Source organism: Paenibacillus sp. J2TS4 (genome assembly GCF_018403245.1).
GTDB lineage: Bacteria > Bacillota > Bacilli > Paenibacillales > NBRC-103111 > Paenibacillus_L.
On the sequence record NZ_BOSH01000001.1, the window covers coordinates 342,138 to 365,474 of the forward strand.

At 47.9% G+C, this 23,337-nt stretch carries 19 protein-coding genes; 18 read left to right on the top strand and 1 reads right to left on the bottom strand.

Going from position 1 to position 23,337, the window contains the following annotated elements:
* Window positions 1-99: 99 nt before the first annotated feature.
* From KJS69_RS01550 to KJS69_RS01600, 11 genes are all read left to right on the top strand, one after another.
* The gene (locus KJS69_RS01550) at window positions 100-2,409 is read left to right on the top strand and encodes a helix-turn-helix domain-containing protein (protein WP_249730350.1); all 2,310 of its coding nucleotides are present in this window, start codon (window positions 100-102) and stop codon (window positions 2,407-2,409) included.
* A 233-nt stretch (window positions 2,410-2,642) separates the two neighbouring features.
* A complete protein-coding gene (locus KJS69_RS01555) occupies window positions 2,643-3,545 on the top strand; it encodes an ABC transporter permease (RefSeq protein ID WP_374706605.1) in 903 nt (300 codons plus the stop codon).
* A 23-nt stretch (window positions 3,546-3,568) separates the two neighbouring features.
* On the top strand, window positions 3,569-4,438 hold the full coding sequence (locus KJS69_RS01560; RefSeq protein ID WP_213581253.1) for a carbohydrate ABC transporter permease: 870 nt from the start codon (window positions 3,569-3,571) through the stop codon (window positions 4,436-4,438).
* 94 nt (window positions 4,439-4,532) lie between these two features.
* Window positions 4,533-6,131, top strand: coding sequence for an extracellular solute-binding protein (locus KJS69_RS01565; RefSeq protein ID WP_249730297.1), 1,599 nt, complete (start codon window positions 4,533-4,535; stop codon window positions 6,129-6,131).
* A gap of 146 nt (window positions 6,132-6,277) precedes the next feature.
* Window positions 6,278-7,054 (top strand): gluconate 2-dehydrogenase subunit 3 family protein, encoded by a 777-nt coding sequence (locus KJS69_RS01570; RefSeq protein WP_249730298.1) that lies wholly within the window; start codon window positions 6,278-6,280, stop codon window positions 7,052-7,054.
* A 21-nt stretch (window positions 7,055-7,075) separates the two neighbouring features.
* Window positions 7,076-8,797, top strand: coding sequence for a GMC family oxidoreductase (locus tag KJS69_RS01575; RefSeq protein ID WP_213581255.1), 1,722 nt, complete (start codon window positions 7,076-7,078; stop codon window positions 8,795-8,797).
* A 33-nt stretch (window positions 8,798-8,830) separates the two neighbouring features.
* Window positions 8,831-9,565 carry a twin-arginine translocase subunit TatC gene (tatC, locus tag KJS69_RS01580; RefSeq protein ID WP_213581256.1) on the top strand — a complete coding sequence of 245 codons (735 nt, stop codon included), beginning with the start codon at window positions 8,831-8,833 and terminating at the stop codon, window positions 9,563-9,565.
* Between the two features lie 14 nt (window positions 9,566-9,579).
* Entirely contained in the window at window positions 9,580-9,780 is a 201-nt protein-coding gene (gene tatA, locus KJS69_RS01585) for a twin-arginine translocase TatA/TatE family subunit (RefSeq protein WP_213581257.1), read from the top strand.
* A 182-nt stretch (window positions 9,781-9,962) separates the two neighbouring features.
* On the top strand, window positions 9,963-11,087 hold the full coding sequence (locus tag KJS69_RS01590; protein WP_213581258.1) for a glycosyltransferase family 4 protein: 1,125 nt from the start codon (window positions 9,963-9,965) through the stop codon (window positions 11,085-11,087).
* Between the two features lie 24 nt (window positions 11,088-11,111).
* A complete protein-coding gene (locus tag KJS69_RS01595) occupies window positions 11,112-11,864 on the top strand; it encodes a YheC/YheD family protein (protein ID WP_249730299.1) in 753 nt (250 codons plus the stop codon).
* A gap of 98 nt (window positions 11,865-11,962) precedes the next feature.
* Window positions 11,963-12,685, top strand: a complete 723-nt coding sequence (locus KJS69_RS01600) for an MtnX-like HAD-IB family phosphatase (RefSeq protein WP_213581259.1) — start codon at window positions 11,963-11,965, stop codon at window positions 12,683-12,685.
* A gap of 130 nt (window positions 12,686-12,815) precedes the next feature.
* On the opposite strand, the gene sspI is transcribed toward KJS69_RS01600, so the two are convergent.
* Window positions 12,816-13,022: a small acid-soluble spore protein SspI gene (gene sspI, locus KJS69_RS01605; RefSeq protein ID WP_213581260.1), complete on the bottom strand. Its 207-nt coding sequence runs from the start codon at window positions 13,020-13,022 to the stop codon at window positions 12,816-12,818.
* Window positions 13,023-13,154: 132 nt separating this feature from the next.
* Between sspI and KJS69_RS01610 the strand changes: the two genes are divergently transcribed.
* The 7 genes from KJS69_RS01610 (at window position 13,155) to KJS69_RS01640 (ending at window position 23,306) form a co-directional block, all read left to right on the top strand.
* Window positions 13,155-13,814, top strand: coding sequence for a potassium channel family protein (locus KJS69_RS01610; protein WP_213581261.1), 660 nt, complete (start codon window positions 13,155-13,157; stop codon window positions 13,812-13,814).
* Between the two features lie 10 nt (window positions 13,815-13,824).
* Window positions 13,825-14,616, top strand: a complete 792-nt coding sequence (locus KJS69_RS01615; protein WP_213581262.1) for a TrmH family RNA methyltransferase — start codon at window positions 13,825-13,827, stop codon at window positions 14,614-14,616.
* Between the two features lie 905 nt (window positions 14,617-15,521).
* Window positions 15,522-16,523, top strand: a complete 1,002-nt coding sequence (locus KJS69_RS01620; protein ID WP_213581263.1) for a LacI family DNA-binding transcriptional regulator — start codon at window positions 15,522-15,524, stop codon at window positions 16,521-16,523.
* A 164-nt stretch (window positions 16,524-16,687) separates the two neighbouring features.
* Complete coding sequence (locus KJS69_RS01625) at window positions 16,688-18,310, top strand: type 2 periplasmic-binding domain-containing protein (protein ID WP_213581264.1); 1,623 nt, start codon at window positions 16,688-16,690, stop codon at window positions 18,308-18,310.
* A gap of 62 nt (window positions 18,311-18,372) precedes the next feature.
* Entirely contained in the window at window positions 18,373-19,338 is a 966-nt protein-coding gene (locus KJS69_RS01630; RefSeq protein WP_213581265.1) for an ABC transporter permease, read from the top strand.
* Between the two features lie 14 nt (window positions 19,339-19,352).
* Window positions 19,353-20,246: a carbohydrate ABC transporter permease gene (locus KJS69_RS01635; protein ID WP_213581266.1), complete on the top strand. Its 894-nt coding sequence runs from the start codon at window positions 19,353-19,355 to the stop codon at window positions 20,244-20,246.
* Between the two features lie 15 nt (window positions 20,247-20,261).
* Window positions 20,262-23,306: a heparinase II/III domain-containing protein gene (locus KJS69_RS01640; protein WP_213581267.1), complete on the top strand. Its 3,045-nt coding sequence runs from the start codon at window positions 20,262-20,264 to the stop codon at window positions 23,304-23,306.
* Window positions 23,307-23,337 lie beyond the last annotated feature (31 nt).

Here is a 23,337-nt window from a genome sequence, read left to right on the forward strand (position 1 = left end):
CATGGAGACCGCCTCTCCTTTTACCACTATATTGAAAGCGATTACATTAAATTGCAAGGGCGAATTATTATTTCATTGGTTGAGGAGGGAGTTACCGTGATGCAATCGATTCGCTTCTTGAAGCAGATAAGCTTTAAAAGAAAGCTGTTGATGTACTCTTTGCTGTTAAGCGTCATTCCGGTCACGCTGCTTGGTCTGATCTCCTCTTATTTGGCCGGATCCAGCGTGCAAGAGGAGGTGGACCGCAATCATCGAATTATTTTGAAGCAGATCGAATATCAGATGGATGGCATCTTGAAGAGCTTGGAGGCCTCTTCGTTACAAATTGCCAGTGATCGAACGGTGGAGAAATCGGTTCACCTTGGAATTTCTCTGGATCAATTGGAGGCACTGGAAACGACTTTGGACATGAAGGAAATCATCCGCCAATACCGCAGCTATAACGGAACTCTATTCAATATTTCTCTAGTCTACAATCGATTCAACCAGGTTTACTCGAATCATTACGGGATGCAGGCACTGACGGATTTTCCTTATTATGAGCTCATTCATTTCTCCAAGCCGCAGTATACCGGGGCGATGGTTGTGCCGCCCTATACCTATCCCCAGCAGAAAGAATTTCTGCTGCTGCGCCCGGTGCCCGTCGATTCACCGGAGCAGGAAGGATGGCTAATGCTGCATGTTGCTCCCGATATTATCTACGAAGTGTTTCAATCCGCCAGCTTGGGAAGCGGAAGAAAGCTGCTGGTTATTGATGAACAGGGACGGATCGTCCTGGGAAGCAGTACCAAGGAGATCGGGACCCGGCTGGCCCCTACGGATGATTTGTATCGTTTTTGGCTGAATCCTTCTTCTTTTGAGGGGACGTATACTTATAATCAGGAGGCATATCATCTGTCTTCCGAAAAATCATCCTTCAATAACTGGACCTACGTAGCCATGACCCCGCAATCGGAGCTGACGGCCAAATCGGATAACATCCGACGGCTTACCTGGATAACCGTGGGCGTCCTGATTGGATTATGGATGCTCATTTCCATCATTGGCTCACGCAGGCTATATTTTCCGATTCAGAGGCTGGCCGGCAAATTTTCAGACGCCGAGCGGGGAGCGGATGATCTTAAAGCGCTGGATGTATATTTAAGCAAGGTTCTAACTACTAATGAAAGGCTGCGGGTTCAATGGCAGGAGCAGCTGCCTCATTTAAAGGAAAGCGTATTGTTCAAGCTGCTTAGAGGAGAAATGACCGAGCAGGAATTCGCCGCTCATTCGGCTCCTTATCATCTGACGCTTCAAGGAAGCCGATTTTATGTTTGCGCTCTGGAAGTGGATCAGCCAGTGCCTTTTCGCCAAAAATACCGATCCAAAGATCGATCCCTCATTATGTATGCTCTTTCCAAGCTGATTCAGGAAATTTGTGAAGAGCTGCGGAGCTGTGTTACCCTGACTCCCAATCCCGGACAGGTGGTCTATATTCTGGGTACGGAGCAAGAGGATGAGGAAACCTGGAGCAAGGTTAACGAAATGAACCGCCTGATCAGGGAGAAGGTTCGCGAATATTTTCAATATACGATTACGGTGGCTATAAGTGATCCCCATCCCTCCCTGGCCACGATAAGTGTCGGCTATGAACAAGCGCTGCAGCTGCTTCGCTACCGTTTTTTGACAGGAGGAGATACTATAATCAGCCGGGAACTTGTGGAAGGCTCAACGGCGATTCGGCAATTCAACTGTTTCTTTGCCAATTGGCAGCGGATGATTCTGAGCAGTATAGCCGAAGGGGAGATTGACCGGGCACAGGAACAGTTTTCACAGATGATGGATGACGTCCCTCAATTTATGGCCAATATGGAAAGCGTGCTGGGTCTGATCGCCTATCTGTTGGGAGAAATCGATCAATGTTTACACGACAAAGGGTATGATCTCCATGACTGGATGGATGATCCCTTATATATGAATATTTATTCGGCCAGTACATTGGAAGAGATTCGACAATGGTTCTGCGACGAGCTGTTCCCGGCCATACAGCGTCAGATGGAGCAGTCTCGGCAATCGAGACAAAGCATTCTTATTCATCGGGTTATCGATTACATTCATGAAAAATTCGAAACCGATTTGTCTTTACAGCAGGTGGCGGATGAATTTCAATGCTCGCCTTCACTCATCAGTCGTTCCTTTAAGGAAGAAAAGGGAGTCAATTTTGTCGATTATCTCATTCATTACCGGATGACCAAAGCGAAGGAATGGCTGGCGCATTCGGACTTATCGATCAAGGAGATAACGGACCGGCTTTGTTACGCGACGACGCAGAATTTCTCCCGAGTATTCAAGCAAAGCACGGGGATCCCTCCGGGAAAATACCGTGAACAATATCGTAAAGGGCACAGCTCTGACAGACTCCATTTTTGATCATGCCGGCAATATAGCTCTCAGTACCTTTCTTCCTAGGGGGAAAGGTTCTTTTTATGCAAAAATTGTTTCTTTTTTTGCTGAGGATCCATTCAAGAAAGGAAACTTCCTATTTGTCTCCATTCCGTTTACAGTACAACTACAATCATCAGGAAAGGGGGAACACACGAATGAAAACAGATGCAAAAACGAAAGCCCATTCACCGATTCCGGCTCAGCTCTCCATCAAGTGGATGCGAAGCAAGAAAAAGATATGGCAGGGCCGTTACATGTATGTGTTCGTCCTGCCGGGCCTCGTCTATTTTTTGCTATACAAATATGTCCCTTTGCTGGGCTCTGTCATCGCCTTTAAAGAATACAGCCCGTTTCAAGGCTTTGTGGACAGCCCTTGGGTAGGCTGGGCTCATTTTATTAGAATCTTTGACAATGCCGAAGTGGTACAGGTGCTGATTAATACGCTGGTCCTGTCGTTTTTACAAATTGCCTTTGCTTTTCCGGTGCCCATTCTGCTGGCCATTATGCTTAATGAGGTCCGTCATGAACGATTTAAAAAAGTGATTCAATCGATCGTGTACCTCCCGCATTTTTTATCCTGGGTCGTCGTTATTGGAATAGTTACGATATTTTTGCGCAGCGACGGGCTCGTCAACAACCTTCTTCAAGCATGGTTTGGTCTGGAGTCGATTCAGTTTTTGCAAATTCCTTCTTTGTTCAAGCCGCTGCTGGTGCTGGAGGTGATCTGGAAGGAATCCGGCTGGGGAACGATCATTTTCCTAGCAGCCTTAGCGGGTGTCCATCCGGAGTTGTATGAAGCGGCCGTAGTCGATGGGGCGAGCCGCTTGAGGAGGATATGGCATATCACACTGCCGGCTATTCGCAGTACCGTGGTCATTCTGCTTATTCTAAGGCTTGGAACGGTGCTGGATAACGGCTTCGAGCAAGTATTTCTAATGCTTAACCCATACGTGATGGATATAGGGAACGTGCTTGATACTTACGTCTATTACAAGGGGATTTTACAATCGGATTTCAGCTTTGCGACGGCAGTGGGGCTATTTAAGTCCGTCGTTGGACTCCTGCTGGTCATCACAGCGAACAGGCTGGCCAAAAAATTCGGAGAAGAAGGCATTTATTAAATCTGGAGTGGGAGGTGAATCCCATGTTTCATCGAACGATCGGAGATCGGATTCTGGAGACCGTTAATATTTTTCTGCTTATTGTAATCTCCATCAGTATGTTTGTTCCTTTTTTGTACATTTTTTCGGTATCCTTTTCTTCAATGAAGGATTATCTGGAGAATGACTTTATTCTGTGGCCCAAGGAATGGGTGGCGGACGCTTACCGCTATATTCTTGGCAATGACCGGTTTATCCGCTCAATCGGGGTCACGATCCTCATTACGGTACTCGGCACTCTGCTGAATCTCATTTTTACAACGACGATGGCTTATGGCCTGTCCCGAGAATTCGTCGGGCAGAGAACGATTCTTTTTATGGTGCTGTTTACATTTCTGTTCGGAGCGGGCATTATTCCGACCTATCTCGTCGTTAAAGCGACCGGTTTGTTGGATTCCATCTGGGCACTCATTATACCGGTGCTGATCAGTCCGTGGAATCTGATTGTCATTCGCCAGTTTTTTCGCAACATTCCCGAGGAATTGCACGAAGCGGCCATTATGGACGGGGCCAATCCGTTCACGATATTCGGCACCATCATTCTGCCGCTTTCCAAGCCGGCCCTGGCCACCTTTGGCTTATTCTATGCGGTCAGCCACTGGAACTCCTATTTTACCGGATTGATCTACTTAAGCGATCCGGCCAAGTGGCCCATTCAAGTGCTGCTTCGCCAAATTGTCGTCGTCAATGATAATACGTCATTGATGGAGCAGCAGACACTGGTTCAGCCGCCTCCTGCGGAAACGATTCAGATGGCCGCTATTCTGTTGGCCACCGTTCCCATCCTGATCATTTATCCGTTTCTGCAGAGGCATTTTGCCAAGGGGGTGATGCTGGGCTCGGTGAAAGGCTGACAGCACACTCGTAGGTGTTGATGGAAATCAGTAACTTTATACGGTGGCGGGGTGTCTTGAGGAATCTGCAATTCTACACGGAGGTGGATGAAAGATGAGAACAACGAAATGGATGGCCGCAAGCTCTTTCATAATCGCTCTGGCTCTGACCGCTTCAGCTTGTTCAGGCGGTAATGCCGGAAGCGGGAAGGAAGCACCGAAACAGCCGGAGAGCGAGGGTAAAAAGACAGACGATAATAAAATGCAAGAAATCAGCTTTATGAACTTTGCTTATACGATCTTCCCGGCAGCGGAGGGCGCCGGAGTCGATGCCATCAAGGAGAAATTCAACGCTCATATCAAATCTCAGTTTATTCTGCAATCGGATTTCAATGCCAAGCTTTCGGTCGTCATGGCTTCGGGGGATATGCCGGACGTTGTGGCGATCAAGGATCTCGATTCGAACTATTATAAATGGGCCAGACAGGGAGCGTTCCTGCCGCTGGACGATTACATCGATCAATATGAATCGTTCCGGATGGTTCCCGATTCCGTGTGGGATCAGTTCCGGGTAGACGGCAAAATCTACAGCATTCCAATGTATGCTCCAACCTATGTTTTCAGCAACGTCATTCGTCAGGATTGGCTGGACAATCTCGGTTTGTCGATGCCGACAAACTACGAGGAATTACTGGAAGTGGCGATTGCCTTTACGAAGAATGACCCGGACGGCAATGGGAAGGATGATACGTACGGCTTTGCCCTGGGAGAGGATATATCACCCGAATATATGGCTGGCGCTTATTGGTCGGGCGGATGGTATCACAAGAATGAGAACGGCGACTATATTCCCGGGATTATCGGACCCGGACGCAAGGAAGTGATAGAAACCCTGGCCGCAGCCTACAAGGAAGGAGCGGTGACCAAAGACTTTGCCGTGTTGAATTGGGCTCAAGCCAATAAAGAGTTCTATTCAGGCAAGGCGGGGATTTTCATTGGCACCCCTACCGGGATGGTGGAGGAGTACTTCACGGGACTGCTGGAGGTGAATCCGGAGGCCAGGCTCGCCTCGATTCCACACTTTGAAGCGCCGGATGGCTCGCAAGGAAGATTATTGGGACAAGGATATTTTGGCTTGTCGACGCTTTCCTCCAAACTGAAGAACGACCCGGACAAGGTTAAGAAAATTTTGGAGATTATGGATTACGGCCGACAGTTCGTTCCGGTTGAGGAAAGAACGCCGGATAACGAAGTGTTTGATTGGCTGATGGGTCATGTTGGCAAGGGCTACGAAATGGCGGACGGCAAAGCGGTGCTCAAGCCCGGATCGGAAAGCATAACGCCGATTCAATATATGCTGCAGCGTCATGAATTCTGGAAGCCTTGGGCGCCGAACGACGAAGCGAACCAATATTCCATTGCTTCTTATAATGACCCGAGAATGCAGCAGTTTATTAAAGAAATTGAGGAAATGGAAGCAAAGTACAACAAAACTCCCTATGCCGATCCAAGTCGCGGAATTTTTTCGGAAACGGAATCGAGTAAGGGGGCCGATCTGAAGAAATACATTATTGGAGAACAGACGAAGATGATTTCCGGCCAACGTCCTCTGACCGATTGGAATAAAATGGTCGAAGAATGGATGGGGCGCGGTGGAGCGGACATTATTAAAGAAGTGAATGATGGAATTAAAGCAAGAGGTTCTTCCAAATAAGCAAACCCGCTATAACCTATGAATCCGGGGCTTTCCAAGCCTCGGATTTTTGCATGTACGGAATTTGGCATAAAAATGCTCGTTATGGTGAAACTACCATTACTTATTGAGATTAATTAACAGAACGATGGATGGAGGTGTCAGGGGTGGCAGATGACAAGCATCAGGGCGGTGCCCCGCGCGACGAGTCCAGACGCCAGTTTCTCAAATATTCGGGCGCGGCGCTTGGCGGAGTAGTGGCTGGCGGAGTTATCGGAGGGGTCATTGGGAGATCCATGACCGGAGGACCTGCGATTAAGCCGCCTGGACAGCGGGATCAGCCGGAAAAGCAGACGAAGGATTATAATCAGGCGCTTATGTTCCTGAATACGGAGCAATTTCTAATGACCCAGGCGGCGGCGGAACGCATTTATCCGAAGGACGAGCTCGGTCCAGGCGCTATTGAATTGGGTGTCGCGTATTATATCGATCACCAATTGGCCGGCCCGTGGGGGATGAACGCCAGAGATTATATGATGGGGCCCTTTTATAAAGCGGAGGCTACACAAGGGTATCAATCGGGCTTCAAGCGTAACGAAATTATTACCTTGGGGCTGCAGGCGCTTAAAGACTACTCTGAGGGGAAGCACGGCAAAGCTTTCACCGATTTGGATGAAGCTCAGCAGGATGAAGTGCTGACGGTGTTCGAAAAAGGAGAAGAGGTTCAGCTGCATGGAATTTCGAGTAAGCTTTTCTTTAATTTGCTGCGTTCTCTAACTATTGAGGGAGCGTATTCCGACCCGTTGTACGGAGGCAACAAAAATATGGACGGATGGAGAATGCGTAATTATCCCGGCAACCAGATGAGTTATTTAGATGTGATTGACAAAGAGGAATTTATTAAGATGGAGCCTGCCAGCCTCCACGATCATATGAGTCACTAACTAGATAAGGGGACATGCCAGTTGGCTACTACATTACCAAAAGTACCGATAGTCGTTGTAGGTTTAGGTTGGATGGGGGGCATCATTGCCGCGGAATTGACCAAAGCGGGGCATAAAGTGGTCGCTTTAGAACGGGGAAAGCCGCGCAAAACGGAAGACTACTTCATGGTGCATGACGAGCTTCGCTATGCCCAGCGATACGAATTGATGCAGGATCTGTCGAAGGAGACGGTCACATTCCGGAATACGGAAAAAGTAAAGGCGCTGCCCATGCGAAGTTACGGTTCGTTCCTGATGGGGGATGGCATCGGGGGAGCGGGGGTTCATTGGAACGGACAGAACTACCGTTTCCTGCCCTATGATTTTGAGATTTATTCCAAAACAGTGGAGCGTTACGGAAAAAACAAGATTCCCGAAGGAATGATCCTTCAGGATTGGGGCATTACGTACGACGAGCTTGAGCCGTATTTCGACAAGTATGAGAAAATGGCGGGAATCAGCGGCGAACCCGAGCAAAACCCGATGGTCGGCCAGCGCTCCAGTCCATTCGCCACTCCTCCAATGAAAAAAACTCCGGCGATGAAAATGTTCGAGGAAGCGGCCAAAGCTCTCGGGTATCACCCTTATGTCATTCCTTCGGCTAACTTGTCTGAAACTTATACCAATCCGGATGGCATTACCCGGGCGGCTTGCCAATATTGCGCTTTCTGTGAACGGTTTGGTTGCGAATATGGTGCTAAAGCGGACCCGATCGTTACCGTCATCCCGGTAGCCCAGAATACAGGGAATTTGGAGATTCGTACGTATTCTAACGTCACCCGCATCGTCCATGACGGCAAACGCGCAAGCGGTGTTGTCTATATTAACACTTTAACAGGCGAAGAGTACGAGCAGCCCGCGGATCTCGTCATCCTGGCCAGCTACGTATTCTCGAATGTCCGCTTGCTCCTGAACTCCAAGCTCGGAAAGCCGTATGATCCGGCAACTGGAACCGGGGTGATCGGGAGAAACTATGCTTATCAGATTACAGGAGGCAATGCATACGGCTTTTATGATGACAGGGAATTTAATCTGTACATGGGAGCGGGTGCATTGGGAACCAGCTTCGATGATTTCAATGGAGATAACTTTGATCACACGGATCTGAATTTTATTCACGGGGCGAATATCCGTTTTACGCAAACCGGCTTGAGGCCGATCTCCAGCAATCCGACCCCGAGCGGTACGCCGAAATGGGGCAAGGAATTTAAGAAGGCGTCCATCCATTACGCTAATCGAATGCTCGTCGTCAGCATTCAAGGGGCCAACATGCCTTGGAAACATCATTATATGGATTTGGACCCGACCTATAAGGATGTGTATGGTATTCCGCTGCTTCGATTGACTTATGATTTCGAGGACCAGGACCGGGAGCTTGTCAAATTTGTGTCGACCAAGACAGAAGCGGTCATGAAAGAAATGAAGCCGAGCAAGCTGGAAGTGTCCAAAGCAATCAGCAACTACGACATCGTCCCTTATCAGTCTACGCACAATACGGGAGGCGTCGTTATGGGGGCCGATCCAGGCACTTCCGCAGTCAATTCCTATCTGCAGATGTGGGATGCGGAGAACGTGTTCGTCGTCGGGGCCTCAGCTTTTCCGCACAACGGCGGATATAATCCAACGGGCACAATCGGTGCGCTCGCTTATCGGGCTGCGGAAGGCATCCTGAAATATTTGCAGCAAGGCGGATCTCTCGTATAGAGTCTCACCTTGATGAAGGGTTGGGGAATAAGCATGAGTTCGAATAACGATCTGGTCTTGCATTTAACAGAGCTTCGCAAAAGACTGATAGTCGTTGCCTCGGTTTTTATAATTGCGCTATGTGCGGGATTGTCCATAGCCCCCATGCTGTTACGATACATCCAATCGAGGCCGGATGCGGCGGGCATTGATTGGAATGTGTTCTCGTTAACGGACGGCTTGTTCATCTATATGAGATGCGCCTTTCTGGTTGCCGTCCTGCTTACCTTGCCTGTCCTGCTTTACCAACTATGGGCTTTTGTCAGACCGGGATTGACGGACGCGGAGGCGAAGGGGACTTTGGCTTATGTTCCAGCATCGTTCATGCTGTTCCTAATGGGGGCCAGCTTCGGTTATTACGTTGTTTTTCCGATGATGGTCCGGTTTATGCAAACGATGAATGCATCCATTGGAGCAATAGAAACATATGGAATCGACCGCTACTTCACCTTTATGTTCAATGTCGTGTTTCCGCTGGCTGTTTCTTTTGAAATGCCTGTTGTCGTCTTGTTTATGACGCGTCTCGGTCTATTGACACCGGCAAGGCTTAAAACCACCAGAAAATATGCTTATGTCGGATTGGCTATAGTCGGGGCGCTGATTTCTCCGCCGGATTTTGTCTCGCACCTGTCGGTCACGATTCCATTAATTGCGCTGTTTGAAATCAGCGCCTATCTGGCCGGGCATTATTATAAGAGGATGACTCCTTTATCGACCAATACACAATAATGGGAGGTAATGATATGTTTAACAATGTAGGGGTTTCAGGGCTGCTCATCATCCTGGCGATTGCGCTGATTGTCTTTGGACCGGCCAAGCTGCCGCAGCTCGGAAGAGCTTTTGGAGATACGCTGCGCGAATTCCGCAATTCTACTAAAGGGATAGTGGATGAGACCGAGGAGGCCAGCTTGCCTGAACCCGAGGAACGTAAAAAGCTGAATTAACGAGTCTATTTATAAGAGACAGAGCCGCTTTAGATCCGCATTATAGATCGGGCGGCTAGTTTCATTCCCTGAGATGTCAGATAACCATAACATTGCCTGAAGCCTCTACATATGATATTGGAGTGAAAATAGCAGTATCTTTGCTGGCTCGTTACTATGACCTTTAAGGATGTGCGTATCCCATGCACCTGCTCATTATCGCTCCAGAACAAATTCCGGTTCCCCCCATTAAAGGGGGCTCCGTAGAAATATCCATCTATCATATAGCCAAAGAATTGGCCGCGAGCCATCAAGTCACTATTATAAGCCGCACCCATTCCAGCTACCCTTCTCTAACCAGGGAAGGTAATTTAACGATCATCCGCGTTCCAGGGGGAACTCCGGGCCGCTATCTGACCAATGTTCTTGTACGATTGTCGGGACAGACCTTCGATTGGATCCAAGTAGACAACCGTCCACTGTTTGTACCCCGAGTGAAGCAGCGGTATCCCAATACTCCGGTTTCCCTGTTTCTTCATTCGCTTACCTTCATTTCTCCATCAAGGATTGCTCATGCGCGTGCCACCCGCTGTCTGTCCCAAGCTGATTTAATTGTAGCCAACAGCTTGTCCTTGCAGGGAGTGTTGAAGGAACGCTATCCCCAACTGAATACGAAAATAAAGAAAATCTGGCTGGGGGCGGATCTCCACCGATTTCGACCCCCTGTATTGCAAGAGAGAAAGAAATTAAGGAGTCGTTATAGGCTTAATGAATCCTTTGTCGTCGCTTTTGCAGGACGCCTGATACCGCGTAAAGGGCTGCCGTTATTAATTCGAGCCATTCGCCTGGCAAGGAAGGAGGTTCCTGCGATCCGGTTAGTTGTTGCCGGAAAGAGTCAGAATGCGAAATACGGGGCGAGAGTAAGGAAATATGCCCGTCAATGCCGCGTTCCAGCCATTTTTATGGGGCAATTATCCCACCGGAATATGAACAAGCTTTATTGGATGGCCGATTGCTTTGTCTGCCCGTCCCAGAAGCATGAAGCCTTTGGATTGGTCAATGTGGAAGCTATGGCTACCGGTTTGCCCTGCATTGCCTCGAATGTCGGAGGGATCGGAGAAATTGTCCGGGACCGGCACAATGGACTGCTAATCGATAATTACAGAAACTACAGATCCTTTGCCCGTTCGATCGTCCAGCTCGCCCGTAACCGGGAATGGGGACAACGGTTAGGCAAACAAGCGAGAGAGGATGTCATTCAGCGGTTTGATTGGAAAACAACCGCTGCCAATTTGGTTAAATTGTATGACCATCATAAAATAAATTGATAAATCAAAGGTGGAGGAAGCACGGTGAGGCTGACAGCAAATAAGTGGCTTAAAACCAGCATTCTGATGCAGAATGACAAAATTCGCCCAGCCATTCCGGAGACGCTGTGGATGACCAAGAGCAGTCTGCAGGAAATGCTGAACAAGTACAATATGGTTTATGTCAAACCGAATTTCGGAACATTCGGCATTGGTGTCATGAAGGTCGAGAAAGAAGAGAACGGGGAGCAGACCTGGTACCATTATCAAAAAGGAACTCAAAAAAGAAAATTTCCTTCTTATTCGGAGATGTATGCTGATTTAAGCAGGCATACTCATAAAAAGCGTTACCTGGTACAGAAAGGAATCCGTCTGTTAAAATGCGACCAGAGGCCTTTCGATATTCGGGTGATGGTTCAGATGAATCCCTCCAGAAAATGGGAGGCCACCGGAATTATCGGCAGGGTGGCCCATCCCCGCAAAGCGGTAACGAATTATCATAACGGGGGCACCTTGAGGACGGTGGATCAACTTCTCGGTAATTATATGAATCCGTCTGAACGTAATAAATATATGGGCAAGCTTGCCAAATTAGGCGTCGATGCGGCCGAGCAGCTGCATGGCAAATTCCGCGGCTTAAAGCAGATTGGTGTAGATATCGCGATTGGAAAAGAACTCCATCCGTGGATATTGGAAGTGAATTTCCGGCCGGATCCTTATATTTTTAGAAAACTGGGCAATCCGAAAGCCTACAATAAAATTTTGAGATATGCCAGGGCTTACAAAAAGGTTAAGTAGATAGCACGTTAATGGAGCATTTGACGGACATCGCGCCTGTTGTTAAGATAGGGACAACTTAACGTTGTTCAAAATAGATGAAGCAGGTGGAGAATAGGATGTCTCAATTAACGGTGGTCACAGATTTTGACGGCACATTAATGGAGCAGGATGTCGGAGATTTACTGATGAAAACGGCTGGAGTCGTGAATGAAGCGGCAGCTAAAGAGGCGTACCGGAGTTTTGAAGCGGGTGAGATTGGTTCCATGGAAGTGGCGAGAACCAGCTATTCTTTTTTGGCCAACCGCAAATCGGTTGTAGACGAAGTGATTCGGCAGGTCAGCCCGCGAGAGGGCGCTGTCGAATTTCTTGAGTTTTGCCATAGAAATGGCGTGCCCGTTACCGTATTAAGCGATGGAATGGAGTATTATATTAAACAAATTATCCATCAAATGAATTTAAAAGTAGACCAGGTTATCTCCAACCCGATTTATTATACAGAGGAGGGGGGATACCGTCTCGGTTTTCAAAACCCGAATGAAGCTTGTCAATGGTGCGGCTGCTGTAAAGCGGAAGTTGTGAGGAATATCAAGCGGCAAGGGAGCCGGGTGCTATACATTGGAGACGGGACGAGTGATTACTATGGTTCGGGATTTGCCGACTGGATTTTTGCAAGAGCCAGGCTCGCCCGTTATTTGGATGAGGCCGAGGAGGTCTATTTTCCGTTTACTACCTTCCATGATGTGCTGAATGTTCTGGAACCGAACCTGGATCAGTTCCGATCTGGAGAGGCTCTAGGGAAAAGGAAGGTTCCCAATACGTTTTGCCGTTTTAATGATTAAAAGAGTGGGGTTATTTTACAACAGGCCGAGGTAGAAACACCACCGGCCTTTATTTTTTTGGGACGAGCCTGGAATTTGATAATCAATTTATGCTGTTTAGCAGGGCTATAGTGAATCTTTCCCGAACGTTCTAATGGGGGAGATGATCTTTAAGCGTTTGGACAAGCGTAGAGTGGATGGCATCATCCGTATTTTCCCATATAATTTCGAACAGCACTCCCAGTCCGGGAAGAGCCTGATCGGTCCCTCCGACGGAATCCTGGATGACTTCGGTCAGTTCTTCGGTCGATTTGCCCTGCACACGTTGCACGATTGCCTGTCGTAAGTTAATATTCATTCTGAGAAAACCCTCCGTTGTCGTGTAGAGTTTTGTCCACCTATTTCCTTAATATGTGTCTAAACCTCCTCTTTTATGTATGATCTTGCGAGGTGTGATATAATCTAGTCAGAATTTAAAGGGGCGGTATAGATGAAAAAACAGTTTGCTGTTATTGGAATGGGCCGCTTCGGATCGAGCGTGGCCAAATCTTTGTGCACGTTCGGATACGACGTGCTGGTGGTCGATTCCAACGGACAGAGAGTTCAGGATTTAAGCACTTGCGTCACGCAAGCGGTCCAAGCCGATTCGACGGATGAAGAAGCGTTAAAGGCGCTGGGTATTCATCACTTCGATATTGTAGTTGTCGCCATTGGGCAGGATATTCAATCGAGTATTTTGACGACGCTGATTCTTAAAGACCTTGGAGTGAAGACGATTATTGTCAAAGCTCAGAATGATTTGCATGGAAACGTCTTGAAGAAGATCGGCGCGGACAAAGTGATTTTTCCGGAAAGAGATATGGGCAACCGGCTGGCGCATCATTTAATATCGCCGAATATACTAGATTTCATAGAATTATCTGATGATTATAGTATTGTAGAAATTCAGGCAACTCCCCAGATGGTTGGAAAAAGCTTGCTCGATCTCGATATCCGGGCCAAATATCATTGTAATGTAATGGCGATCAAAACCGGAAACCGAATGAATATTGCCCCGCATGCGGAAGATAGAATTAAAGCAACGGATGTGCTCGTAGTCGTCGGTAAGAACGAAGATTTGGCGAAATTTGAAAAAACTTTCGCAAAATGATGGAGGCTATATGACCAACGAAATAACATCGGCTAACAATTCCCGGGTTAAACAGTGGGCCCAACTGTTAAGCAAAAAGGGAAGAGACGAACAGAACAAATATGTGATTGAAGGGACTCATCTGGTGCAAGAGGCGCTCCATTCGGACGAGCCTGTCGAGACCATTCTGTATTCGCTGGATCGGGAGCTTCCTACGGAGCTGCAGGAGTGGCATGGCGCTGGAAGTACCGAATGGATAGCGGTTACGGAGGCAGTGCTGTCCAAGGTGACCGACACTCGAACTCCACAAGGAATCGCCGCCATTGTCAGCAAGAAGGAATTAGGGGCAGAGCCGCTGTTATCGCAGCCGGATGGCTTAGTCGTGGTCGTCGACGGGATTCAGGACCCGGGCAATCTCGGGACCATTATCCGGGTGGCCGATGCGGCGGGGGCGACGGGAGTCGTGCTCGGACGAGGAACGGTCGATTTATATAACCCGAAGACGGTTAGAGCGACTATGGGCTCGCTTTTTCACCTTCCCGTCGTTCATGCCGAGCTGGTGCCGTTTCTCCGCGCGGCCGGAGAGCAGGGCATCCAATTGCTCAATACGTCCCTGGATGCCCAGGAAAGCTGTTACGAAACCGACTTCAAGCAAGCGACGTGGATCATCGTTGGTAATGAGGGAGCCGGTGTTTCGGACGAAGTGAGCCGCTTGGCGAACCGCAACGTCCTTATTCCGATGAGGGGTCGGGCAGAATCGTTAAATGTCGCTATGGCGACCACGGTGCTGCTGTACGAAGCGCTCCGTCAACGGTCTTGTTAATTTACATAAGGTTCGTGCCTCTCGCTTGTAACCGTGGTAACATATACTTATGAAGGGACAGGCATTGATTTTTTTGGCGCGAGCGATGCCCTTGTAACGGATAAAGAGATCTATGTCTTAATAACGGCAACAATACTTTATCCAAACTTCAATGGTATCCGCGAAAAGTAGAAACGGTTATTTCCTTGATTAACGTTCATTACGACAGTATCCGATCGTATGAGGGGAAATTTTAATTAACCGATGGGGCCAGCATCTATGAATTAACTACCGAGGGTCAGCTGAGTCTTTACATCCATGGCGATGATTTAATCTATAACGATGGCAATCCAATTAACAAAATCAGTCAACTGGACTTCGACAATAAAGGCAACATCATAGTTTACGATGAGGACAGCAAAGCTATCCGTAAAATCAATTTGCAGGAATAATACATATTATGCCTAAACTTGCACATTAGATAGAATCGAAGATTCTTCTCCTCATGTAACAAGACTGGAAAAAGGATCGGGGGTCTCCCGGTCTGAAACCAGTCTTTTTTCTGGTCAATAAGAGTGCATAGAGAGCTCGGTGTTCCATTAGATCTATTATTATATACTTGACGGCAACAAACATAACGCACGAAAACTTACGTTGACAACAAAATAACGTATATTATTATGAGTGGGAAATGCAGAGGGGATTTTTGACACTCAGTGGAATGGGCTGCAATGTAAAAATGAAGCTTGGAAAGGGGCTGCTAAACATGTCACCCTTATTATGAGGAGTGACGCAGGAGCAGCGACGATTCATTCGGGTCGTCTCTGTTTGGTTGACAGCTTTCTTCTTAGGAAGCTTTTAGGTATAATAAATTCGTACCATAACGTACGTTATTGGACGATTCAATAAAGAAAGAGGGTTGCAAGATGACTGTCACCAAAAAAGACATTGCCGATCATCTGGGAATTTCCAGAACCGCGGTATCTCTAGTGCTTAACAATACGCCTAACAGTACTGTATCCGAAGATACCCGTCATATTATTTTAAAAGCGGCAAAGGAGCTAGGCTATCGGGATAACGAAATTTATCCCAAGATTTGTTATATTCTCTATAATAGAGAGCCGGATGATCCACTATATATCCATGATCTGCGTATGATCGAGAATGTGGCCAGTCAGAACGATTATCGATTGATTTTTATGAATGTGCGTTCAACGATTAATGATTTTGCGACTCTGTCCAAATATTTAAGCAATAAAGAAGTATCAGGGGTCGTTATTTCAGGAGACATCGACGACGATATTCTCGATATTCTGGAGGAATCAGGAGTTCCTTATGTCGTTTATAGCGGACTGGATAAAGAAAATGTGAATGTTATCGTGACAGACGTGGTCAATATTGCTTATGAAGCAACCAAGTATTTAACTGACCTGGGGCACCAGCGAATCGCTCTGTTCAGCGGCACTTTGGATACACTGGTTCATCAGGACACGCTGAAAGGATATATCAAAGCGTTGGAGGAAGCGGGTCTTCCTTATGACAAATCATTGGTGCAAGTAAGTAAAGAAGAGGATGGGCATGAGTTGGCCAACAGGATGGCCGTGCTGGAAATCGATTATACGGCGGCTTTCTGCGTCAACTCGGTCATTCAGTTTGGAGCGCTCCAGAAGCTGAAGGATCTTGGATTGCAGGTGCCTAAAGATATTAGTCTCGTCGGCTGGGGATATTCGGAATTATTAAAGATGAGCGTTCCTCCCCTGACCTCCTTTTACACTGACTCTTCCGAGAAGGAAATCGTGGTGGACAGATTAATTGAAATCATTACGGAGGGGGATAAAGACCCCCGAACTATATATTTAAAAAGTATTAAGCTTTATGAAGGGGGAACGGTTTCCAGCTTCGGACAGCGTTCCAATCGGCTTCGCTAATAGATTAATTCCCCCTTGCCGGGCACCGGCAAATTCTTTTATAACGCCAGTTATTTTTTGTTGACGCTTACAGAAACGGGTGTTAATATGATATGGAAGTAAGTTACTATTGATGCTCGTTATCCTTAGGGAGAGACGGGAATAAAAAGGGGGAATTGGATTCAATGAAAGGAAAATGGAGCAAGGCAGCATCGATCGCGTTAGCAAGCATAATAGCGGCTAGTCTGGCGGCTTGCGGAAAGACGGAGCAACCCGGCAATGCAAGTCCAAATACAAACCCAGATTCTAGTCCAAGTAATAATGCTAGTCCTGATCCGACTGAAAGCGCTGACAAAACGATTTCATTAAATTGGTTGACTTATCAATATGGTCCTGTGGATGAGGATGCGCCCATTAAAAAGTTCGTAGAAGATAAATTTAACGTCAAATTGAATATATGGTATATGGATGTTACTCAGAAAGAGCAGCTTCTTGGCACCAAGCTGGCTTCGGGCGAGATCCCCGATTTTATGACGGTTTATAGCGGTGCCGATTTGCAAAAGTTTTACGATCAGGGAATTATTACCTCCTATACCGATGAAGAACTGAACCAATATATGCCGAACTACAAAAAGCTGGTCGATTCCTATGACCCGAAAATATGGGATTACGTCAAATATAACGGTCAATACATAGGAATTCCAAGCATCAACAGCGATGGAGTCTTCAGTCTGGCCACCGCCTGGAGACAGGATTGGCTGGAGAAAGTGGGGATTACCAAAACTCCGGAGACGCTTGAGGAATACAAAGAAGCTTTGATGAAATTCCGTCAGGAAGATCCGAATGGATCGGGCAAGAAGGATACGTACGGAATGTCTAAATCCGGAATGACCAATGTATACGGAGCCTACGGAGTCTATCCGGAATTCTGGACTATTCGGGACGGTCAAATCGTATGGAGCGGAATTCTGCCGGAAACGAAGCAAGCTCTCGAAACATTAAGCGAGTGGAAAAAAGAAGATCTTATTAACCCTGAATGGGTCATTGGCGAGAATACGGGCGGCTACTGGGCCATCTCTCACGATTTCGTTAACGGCAAAATCGGAGTGTCCTCCCACGGCTCCTATTATCACTGGTCGCCAGCCGATCCGGAATCTAACTTCCTGGGAGGCGACAATACTAAGATGCTGGATGAGGTGACCAAGGGAGAAGGCAAAATCGCATATGGTAAGCCCCCAGTAGGGCCTGATGGTAAATTCGGCAACATTACGCCCGGATTAGTAGGCTCCACTTATATGGCATTCGGTAAGGATGCAGCGGATCCTGATAAAAAACATCGGATCATGCAAATGTGGGATACGATTTATGGAGATTTTGACACCTTCGTCAAAGTCAAATACGGAGACAAGGGGACACACTATGATAACGGTCCTGACGGACATACGATCGTTATGAGAGAAGGCTTCAAAACTAACGAGGAGCAGGCAAAAATCGGCGGTCACATCACATTTTCTCCGTTCGCTCAGCCGGAATTTTCCAAGCAGCTGCAGGATCCCAAGCGGGTCGGGGCTAATGATCAATATTTTAAATTCGAAGGAGCGGGATACGAGAATGCAGTGAAGTCTCCTCTCCCCTCGGAGAGCAAGTATCAGAAAAACTTAATCAAGCTGCAGCAGGATACGTTTACAGCGATCATTAATGGAGAGAAACCGCTTGATGCTTTCGACAAGTTTGTGGAAGAGTGGAAGAAATCGGGTGGAGAGCAATTAACGAAGGAAGCCAATGAATGGTATCAATCTTTGAAATAAATAGCTTATCCAAGCGGCCAATCTAACTATCTGCTGGCCGCTTTTCCTTTAGGAGGGATTAGATGAACGCAAATACGCCTGTCAACCCGGGAACATCGCTTCCAACGAGACACCACCATCCGCTAAAAGCTTGGGCTAAATCCTACTGGAAACATAAGAATTTATTGCTTATGCTTCTGCCTTGCTTGCTCTTCTTTTTTATTTTTAAATACTTGCCGATGTACGGCATTATTCTCGCTTTTAAAGACTACCGTTTCATCGATGGAATATTCGGAAGCCCGTGGAACGGATTACAGAATTTTGCCGATTTATTTTCCGGAAGGGACTTTCCGACGGCTTTTCGCAACACCATTATTATAAGCAGCTACAAGCTTATCTTTGGTTTCCCGGCGCCGATTATACTGGCTATATTACTGAATGAGCTCAGGCTTCTATTCTTTAAAAAAATTGTCCAGACGTTGAGTTACCTGCCGCATTTTCTATCCTGGGTTGTTCTGGCCGGGATATTTATGGAGATCTTCTCGCCTACTCGCGGCATTGTAAACTATATTATTACTTCGTTAGGTGGAACGGAAATATTTTTCTTTGGAGATAAGGAATGGTTTCGAACCCTGCTCGTCAGCACCGAAATTTGGAAAGGTGTAGGGTGGGGCTCCATCATCTATTTGGCTGCGCTGTCCGGAATTGATCCTTCCCTGTATGAAGCTGCTATCGTGGATGGGGCTAACCGTTGGCGTCAGATGCTTCATATTACGTTGCCTTCTCTCGTTCCGGTTATTACGATCATGTTCATCTTTGCCGTTGGCGGGATTATTAACGATGATTTCGACCAGGTGTTCAACTTCTATAACCCGGCGGTTTATGAAGTAGGGGATGTGCTGAGCACCTATACCTATCGGATCGGGATTACCGAGATGCAGTATGGCCTTGCGACGGCTTCCGGATTGTTCATTAATGTCATTGCCTTCGTGCTGATCCTCCTGACGAACACGATTGTCAAACGGTTCAGCGATTATGGAATCTGGTAAGGAGTGAGGAAGCTATGTCGATGACTATTGGTAAAAAAACCGCCGGCGAGAAAATGTTTGACTCTTTCAACGTTATTTTGTTGTCCTTGTTCGGGTTCACGGCCGTGTATCCTTTTATTGATGTGCTGGTCGTTTCGTTCAGTACTCCTGCCGCTGCCAATGTCTATGGCCTAAAGCTGTGGCCTAAAGAATTTTCGGTCGAAGCGTACAAGGCTGTTTTTGATAATCGCATGATTTGGGTAGGGTATTACAACACCATCTTCAGGACGGTGCTGGGAACCTTTTTGAATGTCATTTTTACGGTGCTGTGCGCTTATCCCTTGGCCAAAAAGTATTTGCCCAACCGCAACCTGTTCACTTTGTTCATTGTGTTCACAATGTTCTTCAGCGGCGGTCTGATTCCGAACTATTTGCTCGTCAAAGAGCTGGGCCTGCTGGACAACCGGATGGTGCTCATCTTGCCCGGGCTGATAGCCGCTTTTTCCATGATTATTGTCAGGAACTATTTTATGTCGCTGCCGGAGGAGATTGAGGAATCGGCGAAAATAGACGGGGCAAATGATTTCCGGATTTTATTCTCTATCGTGCTGCCCGTTTCCAAGCCTATTATCGCAACGATTGCTCTCTGGTATGCGGTGGCTCATTGGAACGCGTGGTTCGACTCCCTGCTGTATATTTCCACTCCGGACAAAACGGTTCTAGGCAACGTATTGCGAAAAATCGTAATCGAAGGCTCATCCCAGTTCCAGCAATTCGAATCGTATGATCCGAACCGGGAAAACGCGGTGACACCCGATATTATTAAAGCCGCCACCATTATGGTCGCGACCATTCCGATCATATGCGTGTATCCGTTCGTGCAGAAATATTTTGTCAAAGGAATTATGATCGGGTCTCTCAAAGGCTAGAAAGGATCGTGAGTGATGACAACCATCCAACCCAAACGGGGATTTTATTTTACCAGACATGATATAGAGCAGGCTAAGTCCAATATTCAGGCATACCCATGGGCACGCCAAGCTTATGACTCGATGAAGCGCAGATGCGACGATTTTGTGCAGTTGAAGGATGAGCAAATTTACGATGTCATTCTGGGAATGAAGGAGCAGACCTTCGCCTATGGCATCTCCGGCTGTCCGGATTGCGGAAAGCCGTTTCCGATGAATGTGGAGGAGCAGCGTTCGATGTTCTCGGATGTAAGGGAACTGCCGCACAAATCAATCACATGCCCCCACTGTCGGATGAGCTTCCCTAACGAGCAATACCCCGATGAGGGGCAAGGCTTGGAGCTTCACGGCAAAGGATACTATTTGATCGGCATGTGGAATTTTTTTGTCGCTGGGGATTGGTTCGGAGGGGTGCGAGATCACGAAGGAATGGTCACCCGGCTGACCTATCTTTATATGCTGACGGGCAACGAGCAGTACGCGCATAAAGCGCTGGTGCTGTTGGACGCCTTCTCCGCCATACTGCCCGGCACTATTGGGCCACGGGACTTTACTCCTTACGGGAGCCACTTTGAAATAGGGCGAATTCATCTGCTGACCAGTATTGTGCACCGGGTGAAGGTATGTGTCGCTCACGATTATGACTGGTTGTACGGCTGTCCGGAGCTGGACGGCCCTTCGCTTGCCCGGCAAAGACTGGGCATGTCCGGGACGATGCGGGATAATATTGAAGCTATGCTGAATGATTATATGCTGTCCGAGCCGGGAGGACCGATTTACGATTTAACGAATGGAAATTTGACTAATCTGCAGAACCATGAATCGGATGGAGTGCGGGCGATGCTTGCCGTAGGACTGGTTCTCGATAACGACGATTACTGTCAGTGGGGGATTCAGGCGGTAGAGGCTTACTTCTATAATGCTATCGGGCGGGATGGAATGTATTATGAAGGATCTTATGGCTACAGCCTGTTTACGGGATCGATATTTTTGGACATTGCCCTGCTGGCGATGAGAGCCTCCGATCCAGCGCAATTGGCTGCTTTCCATCCCTTTGCCTGCTCTCGTTTTTTTCAGTTTGCCGTAAGGAATCATACAGAGGTGCTGTGTCAGGGGCATCTTCCCTGCTTTGGAGATTGGGGGCGGGATACGGTCAATCTGAGACAGCCCGACAGGAGATTGCTGCCCGAAACCTATCGTGCAGCGCTGTATTTCTACCGCTTTACGCCGGATGCCGAGATGAAAGCCGAGGCGGGAAGGAAGCTGGCCGAGCTGTATGGATCGATAACGGAGGAACTGGGCGCGCGGGGAATAGATTTATTCTTCCAGCATCCCGGCCCGTCTCACCCAGAGGCTGCTTTCATACTGCCGCAAGGGAATACCATTAAGGGCCAGTTTGGACTGGGCATCGTTAGAGATAGCAATGATAACACTCTGTTGATGAGGATTGGACAGAACAATACTCATGCTCATGATGATGCTCTTGCCGTCCAATATTACTCTCATGGTAAAGAGATATCAGCCGATATCGGTTATGGAATTTACGGCACCAACAGTCATTTGGGCTGGGGAGCCAAGACGATTGCCCACAATACGGTCGTAATCAACAAAGATGCGGAGCTGGAGCAGGGCCAATTATATAAGCCCTTCGAAGGAGGAGAATTTGCTGTCGTCTACGAGGATACTGGCATCAGTGTCATGGAAGCGCAAGCTCCGGAATTGTACGGGATCGAAGCCTATCAAAGAATGGCCGGCTCGGTTTCGATCGACGAACAGTCCTCCTATAGTATTGATTTCTTTTGGGTGAATGGAGCAGAGACCGCGGATTATGCTTTTCATGCCTTTCACGAATCGAGCGATTTGCAACTGCAGGGCGCTCGTCCGGAAGCAAAGCATTGGACGCTGGCCGGTGTGGATGCGGAGACGGAGCTGTATTATGACAAGCCGGGTCTGAGCTTTGGAGAGAGAATAACGACCGGTGAGACCTTCACTCAACTTCTGGGGGATGAGAAGCTGCAGGGCTGGACGCCTCAGCCTAACAATGGCTATGGCTACATCTATGCTGTCGAGGAATATAAACCTGTTCAAGAAGCGGTCGAGGCTCATTGGAAATCCGAGCAGGGATATGAGCTTGTCTGGTACGGGTTATGTACAGACGAGGATCGGGTGTTTACGGGGAAATGCCCTAATCTGGAGGGCTCCGTTGCTCATCCTGTCCTGGTGCTTCGCAGTGAAAGGGAAGGAAAACTATTCGCATCCGCTTATCAGGTCATCCGTGCCGGGGCAGACGAAATCCGGATCATCGGGATCCAAGGTCTGCGTGCCGAAGGAGAGCAGGTCACCGCAGTTAAGGTAGTATTATCGAATGGGTATTCCGATTATTGGATTTACAGTCCTGTGGAGCAAAAGATTCGCGTGGAGACTTCATTGGGCGAATGGAAAATGGAAGGGAGAAGCGCGTGGGTCCGGTTAGATGATCGGGGGCAAATAGCAGCGCATTCGTTAATCGACGGTTATCATTCAGAACTCGGAGGGCATGTAAAAGCCCGCAGCCGAATTCCTTGGATCACGGTGGAAGAGGTGGATGTGCGCGAGGATTGCTTATGGATTACGTGGACCCTCTTGGAGGAGGTTCCCCCTCGATATGTCCATATCCGTTCCAGCAACGGCAAGTCAGCGTTATATCCTGTGCTGGCGATGGAGCAGGAAGGGGAACGGGTAAAGATTCGCCTGCAGAATTCATTAATTTTGTCCCGGGGAATAGTCCGGTTCTGCGATGGGAATGAACTCCATACCTCTTACCCGCTGCCATTAGGATTTAACCCATCATATGCTTCGCTGTCTCCTTTTGCAGGCAAAACCATCGTCGGTCAAGCCGGCGGCAGAGCGGTTATCAAGCGGGTTATCGAGCTGAAAAAAATGGAAATCGATCTGCTCTCGCCCTTTCAGCCCGATGAAAAATTCGACATTGTCGATGTAGCCGCGGGAGATCGTCTGCGCTGGACAGCTTTGGACAGCTAGGCGCCACCTTGGCCGCCCCTGCCCCCTTTCC

What these genes read in the sequence shown, in the direction of transcription:
- KJS69_RS01550 (WP_249730350.1), top strand. Translation starts at nt 100, where the DNA reads ATGCAATCGATTCGCTTCTTGAAGCAGATAAGCTTTAAAAGAAAGCTG.
- KJS69_RS01555 (WP_374706605.1), top strand. Translation starts at nt 2,643, where the DNA reads ATGCGAAGCAAGAAAAAGATATGGCAGGGCCGTTACATGTATGTGTTC.
- KJS69_RS01560 (WP_213581253.1), top strand. Translation starts at nt 3,569, where the DNA reads ATGTTTCATCGAACGATCGGAGATCGGATTCTGGAGACCGTTAATATT.
- KJS69_RS01565 (WP_249730297.1), top strand. Translation starts at nt 4,533, where the DNA reads ATGAGAACAACGAAATGGATGGCCGCAAGCTCTTTCATAATCGCTCTG.
- tatC (WP_213581256.1), top strand. Translation starts at nt 8,831, where the DNA reads ATGAGTTCGAATAACGATCTGGTCTTGCATTTAACAGAGCTTCGCAAA.
- tatA (WP_213581257.1), top strand. Translation starts at nt 9,580, where the DNA reads ATGTTTAACAATGTAGGGGTTTCAGGGCTGCTCATCATCCTGGCGATT.
- KJS69_RS01590 (WP_213581258.1), top strand. Translation starts at nt 9,963, where the DNA reads ATGCACCTGCTCATTATCGCTCCAGAACAAATTCCGGTTCCCCCCATT.
- KJS69_RS01600 (WP_213581259.1), top strand. Translation starts at nt 11,963, where the DNA reads ATGTCTCAATTAACGGTGGTCACAGATTTTGACGGCACATTAATGGAG.
- sspI (WP_213581260.1), bottom strand. Translation starts at nt 13,022, where the DNA reads ATGAATATTAACTTACGACAGGCAATCGTGCAACGTGTGCAGGGCAAA.
- KJS69_RS01610 (WP_213581261.1), top strand. Translation starts at nt 13,155, where the DNA reads ATGAAAAAACAGTTTGCTGTTATTGGAATGGGCCGCTTCGGATCGAGC.
- KJS69_RS01615 (WP_213581262.1), top strand. Translation starts at nt 13,825, where the DNA reads ATGACCAACGAAATAACATCGGCTAACAATTCCCGGGTTAAACAGTGG.
- KJS69_RS01620 (WP_213581263.1), top strand. Translation starts at nt 15,522, where the DNA reads ATGACTGTCACCAAAAAAGACATTGCCGATCATCTGGGAATTTCCAGA.
- KJS69_RS01625 (WP_213581264.1), top strand. Translation starts at nt 16,688, where the DNA reads ATGAAAGGAAAATGGAGCAAGGCAGCATCGATCGCGTTAGCAAGCATA.
- KJS69_RS01630 (WP_213581265.1), top strand. Translation starts at nt 18,373, where the DNA reads ATGAACGCAAATACGCCTGTCAACCCGGGAACATCGCTTCCAACGAGA.
- KJS69_RS01635 (WP_213581266.1), top strand. Translation starts at nt 19,353, where the DNA reads ATGTCGATGACTATTGGTAAAAAAACCGCCGGCGAGAAAATGTTTGAC.
- KJS69_RS01640 (WP_213581267.1), top strand. Translation starts at nt 20,262, where the DNA reads ATGACAACCATCCAACCCAAACGGGGATTTTATTTTACCAGACATGAT.